Source organism: Enterococcus sp. DIV1083b, assembly GCF_051713705.1.
Lineage (GTDB): Bacteria > Bacillota > Bacilli > Lactobacillales > Enterococcaceae > Enterococcus_D > Enterococcus_D casseliflavus.
The window spans coordinates 1,925,276-1,945,679 of the sequence record NZ_JBIOQJ010000001.1; the positions used below are offsets into that span (position 1 = coordinate 1,925,276).

The 20,404-nt window shown below is 42.1% G+C and carries 17 protein-coding genes; 5 read left to right on the top strand and 12 right to left on the bottom strand.

Annotated elements, in window-relative coordinates; translation table 11 throughout:
• Window positions 1-21: 21 nt before the first annotated feature.
• From IGI69_RS08920 to IGI69_RS08940, 5 genes are all read right to left on the bottom strand, one after another.
• Window positions 22-2,265, bottom strand: a complete 2,244-nt coding sequence (locus IGI69_RS08920; RefSeq protein WP_438740510.1) for a DNA internalization-related competence protein ComEC/Rec2 — start codon at window positions 2,263-2,265, stop codon at window positions 22-24.
• Window positions 2,237-2,734, bottom strand: coding sequence for a ComE operon protein 2 (locus IGI69_RS08925; protein WP_005230159.1), 498 nt, complete (start codon window positions 2,732-2,734; stop codon window positions 2,237-2,239). Before IGI69_RS08925 ends, IGI69_RS08920 begins: the two co-directional genes overlap by 29 nt.
• Window positions 2,735-2,827: 93 nt before the next feature.
• A complete protein-coding gene (locus IGI69_RS08930) occupies window positions 2,828-3,469 on the bottom strand; it encodes a helix-hairpin-helix domain-containing protein (RefSeq protein WP_438740512.1) in 642 nt (213 codons plus the stop codon).
• Window positions 3,470-3,556: 87 nt separating this feature from the next.
• Window positions 3,557-6,151 (bottom strand): family 78 glycoside hydrolase catalytic domain, encoded by a 2,595-nt coding sequence (locus IGI69_RS08935; RefSeq protein ID WP_438740514.1) that lies wholly within the window; start codon window positions 6,149-6,151, stop codon window positions 3,557-3,559.
• 19 nt (window positions 6,152-6,170) lie between these two features.
• Window positions 6,171-7,460, bottom strand: coding sequence for a PTS sugar transporter subunit IIC (locus IGI69_RS08940; RefSeq protein ID WP_074535268.1), 1,290 nt, complete (start codon window positions 7,458-7,460; stop codon window positions 6,171-6,173).
• 167 nt (window positions 7,461-7,627) lie between these two features.
• On the opposite strand from IGI69_RS08940, the gene IGI69_RS08945 reads away from it, so the two are divergent.
• The gene (locus IGI69_RS08945) at window positions 7,628-8,653 is read left to right on the top strand and encodes an AraC family transcriptional regulator (RefSeq protein ID WP_438740516.1); all 1,026 of its coding nucleotides are present in this window, start codon (window positions 7,628-7,630) and stop codon (window positions 8,651-8,653) included.
• Window positions 8,654-8,771: 118 nt separating this feature from the next.
• Here the strand turns inward: IGI69_RS08945 and IGI69_RS08950 are convergent, their stop codons facing one another.
• Together IGI69_RS08950 and IGI69_RS08955 are read right to left on the bottom strand one after the other, a co-directional pair.
• A complete protein-coding gene (locus IGI69_RS08950; RefSeq protein WP_060792178.1) occupies window positions 8,772-9,812 on the bottom strand; it encodes a CAP domain-containing protein in 1,041 nt (346 codons plus the stop codon).
• A gap of 198 nt (window positions 9,813-10,010) precedes the next feature.
• Entirely contained in the window at window positions 10,011-11,810 is a 1,800-nt protein-coding gene (locus IGI69_RS08955) for a penicillin-binding transpeptidase domain-containing protein (RefSeq protein WP_438740519.1), read from the bottom strand.
• Window positions 11,811-11,980: 170 nt separating this feature from the next.
• Between IGI69_RS08955 and IGI69_RS08960 the strand changes: the two genes are divergently transcribed.
• The gene (locus IGI69_RS08960) at window positions 11,981-12,649 is read left to right on the top strand and encodes a response regulator transcription factor (protein ID WP_201705005.1); all 669 of its coding nucleotides are present in this window, start codon (window positions 11,981-11,983) and stop codon (window positions 12,647-12,649) included.
• Window positions 12,639-14,090: a sensor histidine kinase gene (locus IGI69_RS08965; protein ID WP_074535265.1), complete on the top strand. Its 1,452-nt coding sequence runs from the start codon at window positions 12,639-12,641 to the stop codon at window positions 14,088-14,090. The genes IGI69_RS08960 and IGI69_RS08965 overlap by 11 nt, the downstream gene beginning before the upstream one ends.
• Window positions 14,091-14,281: 191 nt before the next feature.
• Here the strand turns inward: IGI69_RS08965 and rhaM are convergent, their stop codons facing one another.
• A complete protein-coding gene (gene rhaM / locus IGI69_RS08970) occupies window positions 14,282-14,614 on the bottom strand; it encodes an L-rhamnose mutarotase (protein ID WP_438741515.1) in 333 nt (110 codons plus the stop codon).
• Window positions 14,615-14,767: 153 nt separating this feature from the next.
• Here rhaM and IGI69_RS08975 point away from each other — a divergent pair, with 153 nt between their 5' ends.
• Both IGI69_RS08975 and IGI69_RS08980 read left to right on the top strand, forming a co-directional pair.
• A complete protein-coding gene (locus IGI69_RS08975) occupies window positions 14,768-15,016 on the top strand; it encodes a hypothetical protein (protein WP_438740522.1) in 249 nt (82 codons plus the stop codon).
• Window positions 15,017-15,069: 53 nt separating this feature from the next.
• The gene (locus IGI69_RS08980) at window positions 15,070-15,624 is read left to right on the top strand and encodes a helix-turn-helix domain-containing protein (RefSeq protein ID WP_142973293.1); all 555 of its coding nucleotides are present in this window, start codon (window positions 15,070-15,072) and stop codon (window positions 15,622-15,624) included.
• 48 nt (window positions 15,625-15,672) lie between these two features.
• Here the strand turns inward: IGI69_RS08980 and IGI69_RS08985 are convergent, their stop codons facing one another.
• Genes IGI69_RS08985 through IGI69_RS09000 form a run of 4 tightly spaced genes read right to left on the bottom strand, consistent with a single transcriptional unit; the run spans window position 15,673 to window position 20,285 of the window.
• The gene (locus tag IGI69_RS08985) at window positions 15,673-16,710 is read right to left on the bottom strand and encodes a rhamnose ABC transporter substrate-binding protein (RefSeq protein WP_438740524.1); all 1,038 of its coding nucleotides are present in this window, start codon (window positions 16,708-16,710) and stop codon (window positions 15,673-15,675) included.
• On the bottom strand, window positions 16,697-17,719 hold the full coding sequence (locus IGI69_RS08990; RefSeq protein ID WP_438740526.1) for an ABC transporter permease: 1,023 nt from the start codon (window positions 17,717-17,719) through the stop codon (window positions 16,697-16,699). The genes IGI69_RS08985 and IGI69_RS08990 overlap by 14 nt, the downstream gene beginning before the upstream one ends.
• Window positions 17,719-18,744: an ABC transporter permease gene (locus tag IGI69_RS08995; protein WP_438740528.1), complete on the bottom strand. Its 1,026-nt coding sequence runs from the start codon at window positions 18,742-18,744 to the stop codon at window positions 17,719-17,721. Before IGI69_RS08995 ends, IGI69_RS08990 begins: the two co-directional genes overlap by 1 nt.
• Window positions 18,744-20,285, bottom strand: a complete 1,542-nt coding sequence (locus tag IGI69_RS09000; protein WP_438740530.1) for a sugar ABC transporter ATP-binding protein — start codon at window positions 20,283-20,285, stop codon at window positions 18,744-18,746. The genes IGI69_RS08995 and IGI69_RS09000 overlap by 1 nt, the downstream gene beginning before the upstream one ends.
• Between the last annotated feature and the right edge of the window lie 119 nt (window positions 20,286-20,404).

Genomic DNA, 20,404 nt, shown 5'->3' on the forward strand with positions numbered 1-20,404 from the left:
GCTTTCATTCTTATCCTACCATTAGTCAAACGGATAGTCTAGCAGCGTTTTTATCAAAAATGATTGTTGTTTTTCAGACCAAATAAATTGGATCATGCCCTGCTGATCGGTTCGCAAAACGGTCTGATTTGCCAATGTTTCAAGCACCTCTTCATGAGGATGCCCGTACCGATTGTTCCGTCCACTTGAAACGATCCCGAATTGGGGATCGATTGCCGCAACAAACTCAGGTGCCGTCGAGGTTCGACTGCCATGATGCCCTAGCTTCAATACATCAACTTTTAAATTCGGATAATCATGAATCAACCTTTTTTCCCCTGCTTGTTCGAGATCGCCAGTAAACAAAAATGTTTTATCCCCTACCTTGGTTTTAATCACCATCGAATCTTCGTTTTGTCCTTCACCTGATTCTGGTGCCAATACTTGCAACTGAAGGAAATCACCCACCACTTGGCCAACCGTCGTCCAAACAACGCTTGTCTGATTAGGCAGTTCGTTTAAAAGCTTGGCGATGCGGTGATCTTGTTCACTTCCTGGTACAAGATATAACGTTTCAACAGGGATCGCCTTCATCAATGCTAGCGCATCTCCCATATGGTCCGTGTCCCCGTGAGTTAGAAACAAACCAGTAATCTTCCTGACTCCCTCCCCTTTCAAAAAAGGAATCAATGTAGATTCCGCGGCAGCTTGTCGTTTGCGCTCTTGCCAGTTTTCTTTCGGAAAAGATAGAGAACCTCCAGTATCGATCACATAAACTTCGCGATTTTTTTCTGCCTGTAAAACGATACTATCGCCTTGACCAACGTCGACATAACTAATGGTGGGTAAAACGCGATTCTGTTGAAAGACGATTGGTACAACAAGCGAAAAACAGATCACCAACAGCCACCGTTTCTTTTGGTAACAGAGCAGGCCAAGCAAACAACAACTAGCTGCCAATCCTGCAGGAACGGCACCCACCGTTATCGATACGCCTCCTACAGCGCCCACGACAACTTCCATAAGTAATAAAAGCCCTTCAAAAAGGGCAATCAGCCCACTGGTGGTTGGGAAAAGCGTCGCAGCAATGAACATTAAGAAACAGGCTGGCAGCAAAACCAATTGAAAAAACGGTAAAAAGACAAACGTCAAAAAGCCCCCAAATAATGGAAATTCATAAAAGAGCGAGACAATGACAGGCGCAGCCAACACCGTGAGGAACTGACTGCGCCAAAACCACGTCAATTTGATCGGTCGCTGCATTACTATCAGGAAGGTCATCAAAAGACTTAGTTGCCCCGATGTTTGAAGCAATACTTTGGGATCAACGAATAAAAGAGCCGTTAAGACGATCCCATAATGATCACTTGCGGATAGCCGTTGTTGATAAAGAGTGGTCACTTGAGTAACCGACAATGCCAAGACAGCACGCCAGACACTAATGCCGCCGCCACAAATCCCAATTACGACCAAGAAAAAGACCCCCATTGGCAACAGCATTTCTTTTTGCGTAAACCCCAATCGGCAGAAGCATCCGCGAAACCACTTGAAAAATAAGACGACATGCATTCCTGAGATCGTAAAGAAATGCAATAAGCCACTAGCACGATACATTTGACGTACTTCTTGAAAGTCATGGTCTTTAAAACCAAAGAGCAACGCATTGATATAGGCTGCTGAGCGTTCAGGAAAGATTCGTTGCACAGAAGAAATAACCTCTGCTCGAATTTTTGCAAGCGAAAAGCCTGAGTCTGCTGCTTCCATTCCTACAACTTGCTCGATATGGACTGTGCCAATAATTGATCGACTGGTTAGATAGGCAGAATAGTCAAACCCGTGGCGGTTTCGTGGTTTTTCAGGAAGAGAAAAAAATCCTTTCACCAGCAGCTTTCTTCCCCAATCGGATCGATCCTGCCATTGCTGTTTTTCAGTCTCTGAAGAAATCGTGTAACGGCCAATCACTTTACCTGCGGAAGATTTTGCTTCAAACGTAAGCAGATCGCCATTGATTTTGATCGTGTCTGGCAACACATTGACTACCCCTTGATACTCACCTTCTTGTATGTTTCCAGTCCGAGAAAGACAGACGCGGACACTTAACAGCAACAGTCCGACAAAACAAATCATGCACAAAAATGCTTGTCGTCTTAAGACAAGCATCACGAAATAATAAAGTGCAATGAGTCCCAGTAAGATGGACTGCACATAGTAAGCAGTCACCGAACAAGCAAAAATAATACTAAGAAATAAAAATGAATCAGTTCTCTTTTGTTGGTTGTGCATCATTCAGCACACCAAATGAAAGTTTTTCAAAATACACCGGATCAAGTTCAACTTGGTGGACGGAAGCACCTACTTGTTGAATCAATTCCATTGCATACTGATTGTTACGATAGTCATTCAAATAATGGATCGTTTTGACCCCTGCTTGCAAAATTGCTTTCGTACAGGGAAGGCAAGGGAAATGCGTCACATAGATTTCCGCATTGTCTGTTGACACCCCTAATTTTGCACATTGCAATAAGGCATTCATTTCTGCATGAATCGTCCGAATACAATGGTCATCGACAACATAACAGCCATCGTCGATGCAGTGTACATCGCCACTGACTGACCCATTGTAGCCTCCAGCGATGATTCGGCGATCTTTGACTAATGTAGCGCCGACTTCAAGTCGGGAACACGTACTGCGTAAAGAAAGTAAAACAGCTTGCGCCATAAAATACTGGTCCCAAGGGATTCTCGTATTGCTCATTCATTTGCTCCTTTGCGATTGATTAGTTCTATTCTAATCGAATTTCTTGAATTTTCAACCGTCATTTCTTAGTATTTCTTACTTTTATTTGGTTCAGTCCGTCACTGTAATCATCTCTTTCAAGGACTCAAAGGTCTTCTCTCCGATGCCTGTGATCTTTTTTAGGTCATCAATCTGTTTAAAAAAGCCATATTCTTCGCGGTAAGCGATGATTGCTTCTGCTTTTTTGGCACCCACGCCTGGCAGTTCTTGCAGTTGCTGCGCATTGGCTTGATTCAGATTGATTTGTGTCACTGCTGTCTGGCTGCCACCTACTCCTGAAGCATTCATCTCCATAAACGCTTGATCCTCTTTATGCGGGACGATCACCATCTGTTGGTCTTGCAGCACCTGTGCTAAGTTTATGGCTGTTTCTAACGCCTCTTCTGTCAGACCACCTGCTTGTTCGATCAATTCATACATCCGCGCACCTGATTTTAAACGATAAATGCCCGGTTGGTGCACTTCTCCTTTGACATCGATAACGATCTCATACTCTTCATCGTGAAGACCATCTTCTTGAAGGGTTCCACCTTCCCCCATTTCAGATGATTGACCTGCTGCATCTGCCATTGATTGCCACTTTGTTTCTTTGTTTTGCGAGAACTGTACAAACCAGATGATCAGCAAAACCAGCAAAACAGCACCACCAACTGCAAATCGCCAATAGTCTTTGAGCAGCTTCCATTGATCCATTTTCACCACCTCATAGATGAAATACGCAAAAAGTAATCAAGGACAGAAAAAAAGTCAACACTTTCCACGTGTCGACTTTTTCACCAGCTAAGAAGTAATCGTATAGTGACAGGTAACTTTCTTTCGGCTCCCCTCATCCTCTATTTTCTCGCTGACTTTTCTAAAACCTTTCATCTGACTGATTTCATAGCCACATGTTCGTGGCAACTCCACCGTTAAGCGAACGGTACGATCAGTCTTTTCCCAGCTTAAAGTTACTAATCCAAACGTACTTTGTAAGGAGCCTTTGACATGGGCTACAGGTACATCGAAGGCTGGTTGTATCAGTATCCCAGCGCTTGTCATCTGAATGCCTAATAAATGACGGACAAACCAATACCCATAAGAAGCAAACATGGCATGATTCAACGAACCCTCGTAAGTGGCTGAATGTTGCGGCGTTGGAAAATGTTCCATCAAAGTGCCGTTTCCGCTTGCCAGCATTGCAGCATAACTAGGCGCAGATTTCCTCGTTAACCAATCAAAAATAATATCATTATAGCCAGCTTCAGCCAGCAACTGATAACTCCATGCCATCCCGAAGATGCCGAATGAGAAAATACCCTCTTGCTGCTTGATCCTTTGTACTAATTTTGGCAAGATTTGTTTTTTTTCACTGAGTCCTGTTTTCATTGCAAAGATCATGCTAGACAAGGTATCCGCACCGTATTGCTCCTTTCCTTTAGAAAACTGCTGTTTGATTTGCTGTGTCGTGTACTGGATCGCTGCTGTCACTCGCTGACAATAGTCCTCGTTACCAATGATCCTCAAGTCGATCAATTCTTGGTAACGCTGTAGTAAAAGCAGATACATGCAGGCAGAGCAAAAGGACTGATCTGGCGAAGTAATGACCCCGTTTTGCTGAGTTTCATCAATTGCTCCCCAATCACCGAGGCAGCACTGGGCGATATAATCAAAATCAAAAGCGAGTAAATAGTTGAGATGCCGTTCCAAGTGTGGACGCAGCTTGGCAACCGCTGCTTGTTTCCCATAGGTCTTCACCAATGCCAAAGCAAGCTCTGGAACTACCAATTGCCACCCTAACGCACCACCACCATTTGATGGACCATTTGTCATGATTCCTACAAATGGCGCAGTTGCAGTCATTGCACCATCCGGTCGTTGGTCGTTGGCAAAATCCCACAACACTTTTTCCAACAACGGCTCAATCGCCAGATCTGCCATCTGTGTTGGCAATAAAGCGACGATGTCTCCGCCATATCCGAACCGCTCACGGGTGCAGTCCTCAAAATACGAGTGGATGTTGTTCAACCGCGTGGCTTGGCCAACCGCCCATAACTGATTCAAGAAGGGATCGGAGGTTTCAAGGGTTACCAACGATTTCACATCCGTATGCAGGCGATAGGCTTTGATTGCGCCCACAATCGCTTGAAGGTTGTCAGTAGGTTTCGTCTCGATCAACGCATAGCGAAAGGAATGATACGTGTAGCGGTTTTCAAAAACGAACGTCTTCGCTGCCGTTTTCTCAATGATGTCTCGTTGAACGATGGGATCATCTGGCTGCTTCCCTTCATAGGGATCGTAGACGCCATAAGTTCCACTGATCGTAGATGTATAATCAGGGTTGCCTTGCTCATCTAATCTTTCTGCATAGCTGATTCTGATCTGACCAATGAAATCTTTCTCAAGTGTACAAGCAAATTGACCGCTGATGATTTGACCGAAGTCAATAAGCAGTCCCGCTGCAGTTTCGGTCATTTTTTGGGGAACGATCGATTGTGTGCGCTTGATTTTAGGAATAAAGCTTGGCTTAAAACGTCCCGCGGGACCAGCAATTTGTACCGTTTTTCCTTCTGGACGAGGATCAGGTACATCGGTAACGATTTCTCCTATATAAAGATTGTTTTGCAAATAAGGCCCAAAACTACTTTGCCACTGATTGTCTGAGTAAATGTAGCGATTCTCTCCTCCGTCATTTAACTGAAGCTCCCCCCAGAAACAGGGTTTACCGATCGCTAGTTGTTTGCGGATGTTATACCGACCTAAAATCTCAATCGGAGCTGGGTTGTACCAGCCATTCGCAAGTTCAACTTCGATCCGATTGTCTCCCTCCTGTAAAAAATCAGTTAATTCATAAGTATCATAGTAGACGACTTGATCATAGTTCGTTACATCACTGTTTAAATAAACATCTGATACCGTTTTACCATTAACAGACAAGCGATAAAAACCAAGCCCGCAGCAATCGATCACTGCATAGGAAGGACACTTTTCCAGTGTGAAGGAGCGGGACAAGCAGCTATTTTTCTCTTCTGAAAAGTAAAACCGTTCTTTTTTAATTGGATCATCTAAGCGAGTAATCCACTTGCCCATGGTTTCTTTAGGTTGCTCACGCTTTTCTATCGTGAAAAACACACTGCTGTAAACGGTGACATCGTTTCCTGCTCCTGCTGTCAATTTGACTTGATATTTTTTTCGCTGCGGATGCTGTGGCAAGTGGACCGCCAGTTTATTCTCAGAAGCGGCTATGTTGGAAACGTCATACACTGCTTGCTGCTGTTCATTGAAAAGTTGCAATCGATAGCCTTGGTGATTGGTCATCGACCACTCAATAAGGACCGGATCATTTAAATCCACTGTTAATGGCTTTGTCTTACCGTTGATGGTTATCGTTTCTTTCATACGCTGCTCCTTTCGTGGGTTATTGTGCTTCTTCAATACAGATCTGCTTATCAGCAACTTTGATAAATGGCAACCAAATCATTGTTGCGATCACGATCAAGACGATTTGTAACAATGCGCCCATGATACTACCAGTGACGAAATAGCCGCTAATGATCGGTGGCGTCGTCCACGGAATTTGCGCAAGCCCTGTTGGGATCGGGACTAGCCCGAAATAAAAGGCAAAGTAAGCGACGGTCGTTGTGACGGCATTCGCAAAAACAAAGGGAATGAGAAAACTGAAATTCAACATCAACGGTATCCCGAACAAAGCTGGTTCACCAATATTGAAAATATAAGGAACACTAGCAATTTTTCCAACCTCTTTGTACTGTTTGCTTTTTGCTACGATCAAAATAGCAATGATTGCACCAACGACGCCAATCGAAGCAAAATGATTCCGAAAACTCATACTGATAATATTCGTTGGAATCTCTCCCGCCACTGATGCCACACGATTTTGGTCTTCAAGGACTTGATGGATTGGGTCCATCACTGCTTGAATGATCGAGGTTCCATGAAGGCCAAAAAACCACAAGAATTGCTCGAAAATTTTCACAACGACCATTCCAACTAGGGAGCCACCTAACATAGTTAATGGAATCCCAAGGGTCCCATTGATCAGCGTCATGGCATCACTGTTAAATAAGGCTTCGATGATGAGTCGGATGACCCAAATCGTCGTGATGACAAGAAAAGATGGAATCACCGATTCGAATGGACCAGAAACAGCTGGTGGTACCGCTGCTGGCATTTTGATTTTGATTCCTTTGCCCTCAATTTTTTTATAAAGAACTGTACTAAAAATACCGACAATAATCGCTAAAAACATCGATTGCGCGCTAACACGGGTGATATCTAAAAAAGTCCCTGCTTCCATTGCATCCAACGGTGTTAATAGTAAAAAGGAAACAAAAGCAGTTAAGACACATTGCAAAATGTTTGTTTCAAGTTTTTCTGCCAGTGATTTTGCGAGGGAAATGACAACTAGCAAACCACCGATTGCGAGTGTGGCATTGTTGACATAGAGCAATTTCTCTTGCCAGACACTAGCATCTTCTGTTCGCAACACCATAGTAATAAAATCGGTCACTTGTTGGATCGGAAAAAAAGCAATAATTAAAAAGATTGACGCAATAAAGGTGAATGGCATGTAAGCTAACATTGCATCCCTAACTGAAGTAATATAAATATTCCCATTGACTTTACTTGCAAATGGACCAAGGGTACTTTGGATCTTATCCCCTAATGATGGTTTGTCGTGGTTCATGGTGATTCCCCATTTCTTTCGAATTTGCTGGTACTATTGACTATTATTATCATCCGGATTATGATAATTGATAACGCTACCATACAAGTATTATATACTATCTCTACCTGTCTTCAATGACGATATTCTACTATTTCATTAACTATTTTTTACCTAAGGAGAAAGCGATGGATAAACAAAACATTCTGCAGCAGTTACAACAATTGACGACTACTGAAGAAATAGCCCTTAAAAAGACGCAAACCCTTCCATACAATTATGAGGATTTCAAGAAAGTCTACACTGAGAAAAATGAGCCAATTTACCAATATACCTTCGAAAAACACCTTTCTCGTCTCATACGAAAACGACCGCAGGATAGCGGATTTCTTAAGACAAGCCAGCTCTTGATTTTAAAACATGCACGCTTTTCTTCTACACCACTACATCAGCATGATTTTATCGAAATGAATTATGTTTTTTCTGGAACAGTCACGATCATGATCAATGAGAAAAAAGTGATCCTAAAGGCAGGTGACTTTTGCTTACTTGATACTGGGGTGATCCACCAAATTATCGAAACAAATCAAGACGACATTGTTATTAACTTTTTGATCAGCAAAGAGTACTTTTCCACGCAGATGCTCAGCCGGTTAGCATCCAATAGCATGATCGCCGATTTTGCCATCAATGCATTATCTGAAAGCCAAAAGCACAATCAATATCTAGTGTTTGAAACGAGTAACAACGACTATTTGATTGATGCGATTTTCGGGGTCTTGGCCCAGTTCTTCAATCCCTCCTTCGGTTCTCATGAAGTCATCCATTCCTATATGATCGTTATTTTTTCCGAACTCGTTCGTAACTTCCAGGAAAAACAACGGATCGAGTCGCAAAAAAGTGACCAACTGTACCTCGGAGAAGTGTTGGACTATCTGGAGAAACATTTCGCTACTTGCACACTAGCTTCGGTTGCGGATGCATTTGGATACAACCCGAGCTATTTGAGTCGCCGTATCAGTCAGCAGCTTGGTCGATCCTTTGTGACGATCCTTCAAGAATTAAAACTCAATCAAGCCAGTTTATTGTTGAGAAACTCTTCCCTACCTGTGGAACAAATCGCACACCAAGTCGGCTATAAAAATGTCTCATTCTTCTATAAGCTGTTTCAAAAGAAGTATCAGTGCTCTCCTCATGCCTACCGTCAAAACTAAATAATACTGATGCACACCATTTTATCGACAAAAAAACACTGCTCACTTGATGCTGCTAACGCAGCAATCTCAAATGAGCAGTGTTTTTTAACTAATCAGTTTCAAGCAATTCAGGAATTTACGACGCCGATCCTCGGTGATACAACGTTGTATAATATGGCTGTTCGCTGGTATCGATCGCAATACCGATCCCGAGAAATTGATACTCATCGTTTAGAATCGTTGCCCGATGTCCCTCTGAATTCATTAAACCTTGATGGGCGTAAATACTGCTGGCCTGGCCAAATGCCAAATTCTCCCCTGCAGCAGTGAAACTGATCCCGTCTTCTTGCATCCGATCAAATGGAGTCGATCCATCTAACCCGATATGGTCAAAGTATCGATGTTCTGCCATGTCTTGGCTATGCTTCACGGCAGTCTCACTGGTTGCTTCGCTGAAACCAAGGGGTGACAAACCAAATTTCACTCGGGTGGCATTCGTTAATTCAAATAACTGTGTTCGTAAGCCGCTTAAAATGGCGGCTTGATTTTGGCGAAAATCATTCGCATGGCGTGTTTCTAGGGAGCGATTGATGATTTGGATCGCAGTCACTGTATCTTCGGCATGAACATCATAGAAAAAAGTAATCAATTGATCGTCTTGCAAGAACAGATCATAGTCGGCATCCGAATCGATGCGATACCGTCGTGATCCTCGTTGTAGACTTTCTTGACGCGTCCCCATCTGATTACGAACGCTTGCTTTTGAAGACCCGATACCTAGCGTGTCATCGATAAGAATCGTGTCTTGATTCGTATAGATCCCTTGCGCAATATCATGTTCATCATACATCACCATCATGAAGTTACGAAAATCATCGTGATAGGAAGTCCAGTTCAGTCCATACCGATTCGCTGATTCATTGATCGCTTCCCCAAAGGTTTCTTCGATCACTTGTCGTGATTCATTATATAAATATGTCTGGGCAGGCGTTTCTGCCGCTGGCCTTGCTGAAGTGTCTTGTGAAAGAGAAAATTGGGACGAGAGAGATTGAGTGATCTCGTTGAGTCGGGCATCACGAAATGCCAAGCGCCCGTCTTGCCATGTGATCATCTGGCTTGCAAAATAAAGAAGCCCGATGAGAAAAATGCTTTTGATCAAGAATTTTATTTTTTTCATATGACACCTCCGTCAATGAATCTTTATGTGTTAGCTTTAGCGCGATCATTTATCCATTCATTCATCCCTAGATTGGATCGCTGATGCACCCTTCCTGTCTTTTCTAAAGACTATCATTCCTGTGGGAAGTTGACCAGCTGCATCATGAAATTTCTTAGATGATCTAGGTCTTTTTAAGCTCCTGTTAAGAAACTTTTTTTACTCACGAAAACTTTGCAGCGCCATCGAACGCTCCATCAAGGGATTGGCGATTTTAGCTAATGTATGTCGATCGTATTCTTCTGGTCGCTTGATAGTGAGGTAAAGAATAAACTGTGGATCATCGGTTGGGTAGATGGAGACCGCCGAATAAATATAATCAAACTCTCCCGTCATGTAGCCTTGACCATTCTCATTGGCGATCTGAGCAGTCCCAGTTTTGACAGAAATCTCATGGTTCGTCAGTTGGTATACATCATAAGCGGTGCCATAACGTTCATCCGTCACTACATCGGTCATGTATTCTAAAACAGCATCAGCTGCTGCTTGTGAAATAGGCTGGGAAACGACTTCTGGAAAAACTTGGGTCTCTTCCCCTACTCGCCGAATCAATTGCGGACGTATCATCTCGCCACCATTGGCAAATGCACTAAATAGCTGCATCATCTGCATCTGATTGACGCCGATCGCATGGCCATAGGAGCTCATGGCATAATCCACCCGATTTCTTGAAGGTAAGATCCCAGGCACTTCCCCAGGAAGCTCACTTCCTGTAACTTTCCCTAGTCCAAAATCAGTTAAATACTGTGCCCAATTATCAAAACCGATCCGTTGCTGAAGTCGAACCATCCCAGTGTTGCTTGACCAAGCTAACGCTTGCCGCATCGTCAACTCACCATTTGCTCCTGAGTCGTGGTCATTGATGACTCGATCTTCAATCTGCATACTCACAGGATTGTAGCGTTCCGTCGGATCAAAAACACCTTCATCAATCGCTGCCGCAACGGTTGCCAGCTTCAAGGTCGAACCAGGTTCATACATCTCTTCCGTAAAAAGATTACGCCAAATAAAGTGCTCATCCGCAATTCCTTCTTGGGTCTCTGGATGAAAACTAGGTCTTTGAGCCATCGTTAAAATCTCCCCAGTTTTCGCATCCATCAATAAAGCCGTTAGATTTTCTGGTCGTGTTTGTTCCATAACTTCATCCATCACTGATTCAGTGAATAACTGCAGATGAGCATCTAATGTCGTCCAAACATCGTTCCCATCTACGCCTTCTTCTACCATTTGATTGGTTGCAGGAACAGGATTCCCTGAAGCATTGACTTGAAAAGACTCTCGCCCATTTTGATTCTTCAAAAAGTCGTTCAGTACATATTCTAATCCAGAAACTCCGACTCGAATCTCTTCATCATCTGACGTTGTCCCTATCAAATGTGAAGAAAAGATACCATTCGGATAACTGCGACTTGAACGAGCATCGAAATAGATACCGTTGATTCCAGCTGCATCAAACGCCGCTTCGATTTGATTTCGAGTAGTCACACTTAGACCACTGCCAACATTGCCAAATTCCACTTGAAAGACAGGCGGATCTGTTTGATTCGCACTATCTGACAAGATTGACAAAACTTGCTCGTTAGAAATAGGTAAATACTCCGAAAGAATCGTTGCGGTCTCCTCAAAGCGCGCTCTGTCTAGATACATGGGTCGGCCATTGTCAATGTAATCTTCAGAAAGAACCGCTCGAACAGTATAGGAAAGAATATCCTGTGCGATCACTGTCCCTTGCCGATCAAAAATCGCCCCTCGGCTTGTTTCGATGGATCGTGAACTATAATACAAATTTTCTATTCTTTCAGACAAAGAGACGCCAGCAATCACGCCGACTTGAACAATGTAAATCAAACGTGCAGAAAACCCCATAAAAAGCGCAAGACTGATTATGTATAACCAATGACCGACTAGCTTACGATTTTTCTTCGCTTTTTTCTTTTTGACTATATGATAGTCATACATCGCCAAAGCGCCCCTTTCGATCGAATATACCTCTATAGTATTGGGTATTTGTGATGATCTTGTGAGGGAAAGAACAATTATTTTTCAAAGAGTCATTTTCCTATTAATTCAGCGATTATGCTGTGATATACTTTAAAAAATATAAATTATTTTTAAGGATGTGAATAAAATTGCAAAAAATATTGATTGTCGATGATGACACCCATATGCGTGCCCTGGTGAAAACTTATGCGGAGATCGAAGGTTATCTATGTTTTGAGGCAGCGGATGGAAAAGAAACATTGGAAAAATTAACCAATCATTCATTCGATTTGATCCTCCTAGATGTCATGATGCCGGGAAAAGATGGCTTTCAGACGCTTTCGGAAATCAGAGGTAGCTGTAACACGCCAGTCATCATGATTACCGCTCGAAAGGAAGAGTATGACAAACTCTTTGGCTTCAATCTTGGTGCCGATGATTATATTGCCAAGCCATTTAGCCCTAAAGAGCTGATGGCTCGCATCAAAGCTGTGTTGAAACGAAGCAATCAGTTTCAGTTCGAAAAGATCGTTTTTGGCGATCTCGAAGTCAATGTTTTTTCTCATACTGTAACGATCAAAGGGAATCCTCTGCCGCTTACGCCAAAAGAATTCGATCTGCTGGTCTATTTGACGAAAAATAATCATATCGCTTTGAGCCGAGAATCAATTTTAGAAGGTGTCTGGGGCTTCGATTATTTCGGTGATACCAGAACAGTGGATACACACATCAAGTCCTTGCGAGAGCGTCTAGGGGATTACCGAGAGTTGATCCAAACGGTTTGGGGCGTTGGGTATAAATTTGATTATGAAGACTAGTCGGTTAGGTTTTACTTACATCAAAAGTAAATTACTCGTGCGGCTTTGGTCCGCCAATATGCTGCTGGTCATCATTGGCATCGCTTTTTTGTGGACTGTTCAAATCTTGCTCTTTGAACCAAATTATATCAATGTAACGAAAGAATCACTTTTAGAAACAGTTCAGGAAACAGCTGCCGCTATTGAAGAAATGGCAGTAGATCCAGATGATTTACCAGAAGAGCCATTACTTTTCCTCAGTAAAACGATCGTTGGGACTCTTTTCTTAGTCGACGCGGATGGCGAAATTCTGGCGGCATTTAACAATGGCCAACAATTAAACATAGATGGGTTGAGCAACGAATACAACTGGTTGTTATCTCACGCACCAACTGTCCTTGATGGTGAGAGCTTGAGTGCTGTAGAAGACTTTGAAAAGTCTTCTGCCATTCTTATTGGCGTTCCTACCACTCTTTTCCAACGCCCAGCTGCCCTTTTGCTCTCCAATACGATCACTCAAATCGAAGCGCTTCAAAGCTTAAATCGACAGCAACTCTTTCTATTCACCATCATATTAACTATTTTTGCGTCAACGATCTCCTTTTTTTTAGCACAGCATTTTATTCGCCCGATCAAAACCATCAAAGAAGCCATCATCCGCTTAACCAACGGCGAGCTTTATTCCGTACCCAAACTTAACCGTAGTGATGAATTAGGTACACTTTCTGAATCAGTTGCGGACTTAAGCACAGAACTTCAGCGAGTAGACGTGTTGCGCAAAGAAGTGATTGCCAATGTTTCTCATGAACTACGCTCCCCCCTCGCGTTGATCACTGGCTATGGGGAGATGGTACGTGATGTATCTGGAAGCGACGAACGCCTTCGAAAAGAACATATGAACCTAATTATCAGCGAAGCCCACCGCATGAGTGCTATGGTCGATGACATCATGGATTTCTCTATCATGCAAGCAGGCTACACACATCTTAAAAATGAAATCTGGAATACATACGAGGTGGTTTCCTCCGTCGTTGCTTACGCAAGAGGGATCGCCAATCAATATGACATCACTGTAGATTTTGAAGCAGATAGTAAGAATGGAAATGCTCTTTTTGATCGCATCAAAATGGAACAGGTTTTGCGTAATTTAATAAACAACGGCATCAACCATACACCTAAAAATGAACGACTCTTAATCAAATTAACGAATACATCTGCAGGAACAAAAGTTGCTGTCATCAATCCTGGAAAAGATATCCCTCCAGAACAACTCGAACTTATTTGGGAAAGATACCAACGCGTCCAACATCAAGCAGGACATAAAGAAGGAACCGGCATCGGCTTAGCGATCGTAAAAACCATTTTGACTTCTCATGCCTTCGAATATGGTGCTGAGTCGAAAAATGGCGTGACTTGTTTTTGGTTTGTTGTGCCGAGACTAGAAGATCATGCAGTTCTTTAATAAATGCAGCTCTTATATTTTCAGGCACATCTAAAAACCTCTTACAACTCATTTCCTGTAAGAGGTTTTTATAATTCGCTGATTTTCACTGAGTTTCAAGGACCTAACCATGAATAAGAGGTCAGAGTTAAGAATTAAAAGACATCCAACGCTTCCCAGAACTCTTGGGATTTTTTAAACAGATTTTTTGATTACTTATTTTTTCTATGTTCTTCCAGACGAAAGACATTCAACAATGACACAGAAACGGGAGAAGAATCAGGATTTGTTTCCATGATATCCTCCATAAATGCCCACCATTTTTGATTGACCTTCGTCCTTGATGCTTGTGCCCAAAGCTCCTCATCTGTTATTTCTAAAATACCAAACAAATCATTTGTCTTAGGATCTAAGTAGATTTCATAGCTTTGAACACCATGCTGGGAAAGCATATCTACCATTTCAGGCCATAACTCGTCATGACGTTTTTTATAAAGTTCTTGATACCCATCAAGCGATTTCATTCGGATCGCTTTTTTGATCATCACATCTTCACTCCTTCACTATTACCTGTCAATTTTATAATATATGATTCTCATATTCTTTTCGACCATACTTCTTTTTGGGGAATTTTAGTCTCTTGACAACCCTTACATTATCCGTTTACTCTTAAAATAGAAAAAATTAGGAGGAAACTTATGTCCTACTGGCAAAATGATCACCGAAATTGGTCACCAGATTCGCTTTATTTAATAGAAACACCTAGCCAGATGTGTAAAGAACTGCTTTTCTACGTTCAAGAAACTGGTCATTTCAAGGTGTCTAAACCTTATTTTACTGAAAGAGAAAATTACCCTTCCTACCTATTGAAATTTACCCATAGTGGGCAAGGAACACTTTTTTATGAAGGAAGTACCTATACTCTTGAAAAAATAGTTTCTTTTTGATCGATTGCAAAAGATACCAGCATTATTTCACCTCCAGTAATGAGCCATGGGAGATGGATTGGATTCATTTTTATGGTCTTGGTACAGAAACTTTTTACAACTATTTTCTTCGATCAGGATCAAATAAATGTCAGTCTGCAAATTCAAAAATTCCAGCCATCATCCAAAAAATACAAAACCAGCTCTTGCAAAAAAGTGGTAAGAGCGAATTCAAAGTATCTTTGTTGATCCACGAACTCTTAAATGAGGTTATCCTCAACAAGTATCATTCCAATGATTTTGAAGATGACATTCCCTACCATATAAAAGAGATTCGTGCATATTTAGAAGCAAATCTCACTAGAACCGTTACCCTTGACGAACTAGCCACAGCTTTCAATCGTGATAAATTTCATCTCAGCAAAGAATTTACGAAATTTCAAGGAGTACCGCCAATCGAATACCATCTCTTAGCTAAAATATCTTATGCAAAAGAACTGCTGCGATTTACCTCACTCAGTATGAAAGAAATCAGTGAGGTAATCGGCATCAAAAACTCATCTTACTTCAGTCGTCTCTTCAAAAAAAGAACTGGTATGACTCCATTAAACTACCGTAAATCAGATTAAGATGCAAAAAGGTGCTTGTTTCCCTCAAGCACTCTTTTTGCCATTTTTTTAATAGACTTCTTTCCATTCGTCGATGTTGCTGCTATCAAATCGGAACGGCTCTCCTAGGAAGGACTCTGTGCCGCCATCAGGTGCTTGGGTGATTTCTTTCGTTCCTAAATCTCCTGCTTCAAATGTTTCCCCTACGGAACCGCTAATGTCTTCTTGTGCCAATGCGGTCAACAAATAACCGGTCATATAGCCAATATCGATAGGATTCCAAAGATACATATATGGGCAGACATCATTGTCAATGTATGCTGCCATTTCAGAAGGCAGCCCCAGTCCTGTGACTTTAATATTGTCCGAAACGCCTTTGTCTTGAACAACTTTAGCGGCAGCTGCGATACCGACGGTAGAAGGTGACATGATCACCCTTAAATCAGGAAAAGATTGCAATAATGCCTCTGTTTCAGAAGTAGATTTATCTCTCAGGTCATCTCCATAAGCAATTTTTACAAGCTCAAGTCCGGCATATTTTTCATCTTCTGCCATCAGTTCTTCCATCCCAGCAATCCAAGTATTTTGATTCGTGGCAGTACTGGTGGCGGAAAGAATTGCAAATTGTCCCTCTCCTTCTGCCAGATCTAAGACAGCATCCATCATTGCAACAGCAATCGCTTTCGGGTCGGCTTGATTTACATGAGCCTGTCTTGATTCTTGGTTGACTGCAGAGTCAAAGCTCGTGACAGCAATGCCTTGATCCATTGCTTGCTTTAATGCAGGCTGCAATGCGTTCTCATCGTTTGCTGCGATGGCGATTCCATCCACGCCTTGTGTGATCAACTCTTGAATTATATTGATCTGCTGCTCTGCCGTGGGCTGATCTGGTGTTTTTTCAATGACTTGATACCCTTGCTCTTCAATCGCCTTCTTGAAGCCCTCAATCTGTTTCTCATTAAACGGGTTGCCAGCACTTTTAGCCACGATTGCGTAAGTTCCTGATGAATTCTCTACATTTCCAGCACTTTCCTGCCCATCGCCGCAAGCAGCTAAAAACATGACAGCTGTGGCGATTGATAAACCGATCCATTTACTTAGTTTCATTGATTGTCCCTCTTTTCATCCATTTAGTTGAGATTTTTGATAGATCAAACCTAGTAATTAAAACGCTGATAATCAGCAATACACCTAAAATCATCGTAATCGTCTGCGCTCGCAGATTGATGATTCCCAAACCATACCTTAAGAAACCAATGATAAAGGTTCCTAAAATCGGACCAAAAACTTTTCCTTTGCCTCCACTAGTACTGATTCCGCCAAGGACACACATGGAAATCACTTCCAACTCGTAACCAGAGGCAATATCTGCCCGAACGCTAGACATTCTTGAAGACAAAAACAAAGCGGTGATTCCAGCCATAGCCCCCATTAGTGTATAGACGATTAAAAGATTCTTTTTCGTTTTGATTCCTGAAAACAAACTTGCTTTTTTGTTGCTTCCCATCGCATATAATTCTCTTCCAAAAGCTGTCTTCGTCATAATCAAACAAAAAACAATTGCTGTAAAACCAAAGGCAAGAGCAATCAGCGGTATCTCCCCTAATTTTCCCCATCCCAATTGTTGGAACCAATCCGGAAAGCCTGAGATCGACTGATTCTCCAATAATATATAAGCAACCCCTCGGTAAATCGTTAGCGTTGCCAAAGTGATGATCATCGTTGGCAACTCAGGAAATAAATTGACGAGGATCCCGTTAAGCAAACCACAGACAGATGCCAGTATAAGACAGACAACGATGGCTATTACCATAGATCCGGTCTGCTGATAAACCAGTCCCATGCCGACTGCTGATAAAGCAACGGTTGAACCGATAGAGATATCGATCTCCCCCAGAAGTAAAATCATCGTCATAGGAAAAATCATAAAAGATTTATCAAGTAAATTCATCATCGCTGTACTTATGGAACCTGCGTTTAAATAATTTGGTGAAATCATACTGTTCATTATTTGGATCCCCACCAGTATCAAAAGCAGAATAAATTCCCAAGAAAAAAGAAATCTCATCCATGGGGATTTTTCATAATCTGGAACGGTCTCTTTTCTTTTAGCCATTACAATTCTCTCCTTTTCAGTGCGGTAGCATCCGACCGGCGTTTCATTAATACATTCATTACAATAGCAGCAACGATGACCACTCCTTGAATCGCATCCTCCCAAAAGGTTGACGCATTTAACAACGGCAAAGCATTATTCAAGATACCGAAAAGTAATGCCCCCGTAATCAAGCCAGAAATTTTCCCTACGCCTCCATTAACACTAACACCCCCTAATACGCAAGCTGCAATCACGTTTAATTCATACCCAGAAGCAGTATCTCCTTGTGCAGAAGCAAACTTACTGACCCATAAAACACCCGCTAAGCCAGCAAGCAAACCATTGAGCATGTATACAAGAATCAACGTTCTTTCTTTACTGATCCCTGTGATCGCCGTAGCCTCTTCATTGGATCCCACAGCATACATGCGACGTCCACTTCTAGTAAAATTCAAAATATAATAGAAGACTGCCAGAACGATGAAAGCTGCCCAAATCAAATGATTTATACCTAAAAATGAACCTGTTGCGATCTCTTTAAAAGCATCAGTCATTTGAAAAGCACTGACCCATTGATTATCACCAACGATGTAGGTTAAACCGCGATAGACATTCATCATCCCCAGTGAGGCAATAATCGGCAGGATCCTTCCTTTAGCAATCAAAAGGCCTAAGACCAGTCCTGAGAAAAGCCCCACGAAAAGCCCCACGAGCACGGCAACTATAACCGGGATGTTCGGAAAATCTCGGATAAAAACCGCTGAGGACATCCCAGATAAAGCAACAACTGCCCCCACAGAAAGATCGATTCCACCTGTGATCAAAACCATCATCATTCCCACAGCCAAAATAGCCAAAATAGAAGTGTTGGTCAACATATCGGTCAAATTGACCATTGTCAGAAAACTGCTGTTTTGAGTTTGGATAAATACTGATGCTACTAAAATAAATAAGATCAATCCAAGTTCCCGTGAATTAGGAAGTTTATCTTTTAATCGCTTGATACCAAATCCGTTTTGCTTTTGCAACTCATTAAGTTCCATTACATAACCTCCTTTATTTTTTCAGAGCTGCTGGATACCTTCTCAACATCCTGGGCGATCATCGCAAGGGACAGAATACGTTCCTGTGTGGCTTCTTCCACTGACATCTCGCCAGTGATTTTCCCTTCCTTCATGACATAGATACGATCAGCCATGCCCAAAACTTCAGGCATCTCCGAAGAGATCATTAGAACTGCATAACCTTTAGAAGCAAGATCGCTGACAATTTCATAGATAGCCGCTTTAGCTCCGACATCTACTCCTTTCGTCGGTTCATCGAGAATGATCAGCTTCAAAGAAGAGGTAAGCATTTTTGCAACAACGATTTTCTGCTGATTCCCTCCTGACAACGTGGAAGCTTTATCTGAGATACTTCGACACTTAATTCCCAGCTTATTCGATAACTCCTGAGCCAACTGATTTTCTTTTTTGGGCGCTAGCCAAATTGAATTGCTAATTTTTCGCATGTTGGAAAGAGTAATATTATCACCGATCGAAAAATCTAAAATCAGCCCTTCTTTTTGACGGTCTTCCGGTAGCAGACCGATTCCATGAGAGAGCGCATGGTTTGGGTTTTTCGGAACGAATTTTTCCCCATCCAGATAAATCGTTCCCTGATCCGCTTGGCTGATTCCAATAATCGATTCCACTACTTCAGTTCTTCCAGCCCCTACTAAACCGGTCAGAGCTACGATTTCTCCTGCTCGAACACTGAGATTAATATTTTTGTAATAGCCAATCTTCGACAGCTGCTCCACACGAAGTACTTCTTCTTTGGGAGTCAGCGTTTGTTTTGGAAAGAGTTGGTTGATTTCTCTGCCAACCATCGCCACGATTAAATCATGGTTGGCGATTCCGTTCACATCCCAACATCCAATATATTGTGAATCCCGAAAAACGGTGACTTTTGAAGCAAGGCGATACATGTCTTCAAAACGATGAGAGATAAAAATGATCGACTTACCTTCATCTCGCAAGCGTTCCGCCAATTGATAAAGCTCTTCACTTTCAGAAGCAGTCAAAGCTGCAGTAGGCTCATCCATAATAATGATATTGGCCTTCTGCGAGAGCGCTTTTGCTATTTCAACAATCTGCTGCTGGGCGATTGAGAGCTCTCCCATCCGATCTTTTGCAGAAAAATTAGCTTTCAGTCTTTTGAGAAGACGATCCGCCTGCTCATTCATTGCCTTCCAGTTAAGTGTTTTTAGTAAACCGTTCGTCACCTCATGCCCCAAGAAAATATTTTCTGCAGCAGTCAAATCAGGATATGCGACGATGTGTTGGTAAATGGCAGCAATTCCCGCTTCTCTTGACTCGGTGGTATTTTTAAAACATACTTTCTTGCCGTTAAGATAGATATCACCTTCATCCGGCTGGTGGACGCCAGTAATTACTTTGATAAAGGTTGATTTTCCTGCACCATTTTCTCCCATCAGTGCATGAATCTCGCCTTTGCCTAATTTGAAATGGACATTATCAAGTGCTTTGACACCAGGGAATGTCTTAGTGATACCTTTAAGCTCTAAAACTGTTTCTGACATCTTCTTTCATGACCTCCTTTGAAATCGTTTTCTATAACGAAAAGTATAGCCTGTATACGGTGAGGAAACGAGGGGGATTCTTTGGTTCAGTGAGTGTTTTTTTTTCGAAAAATCAGCAT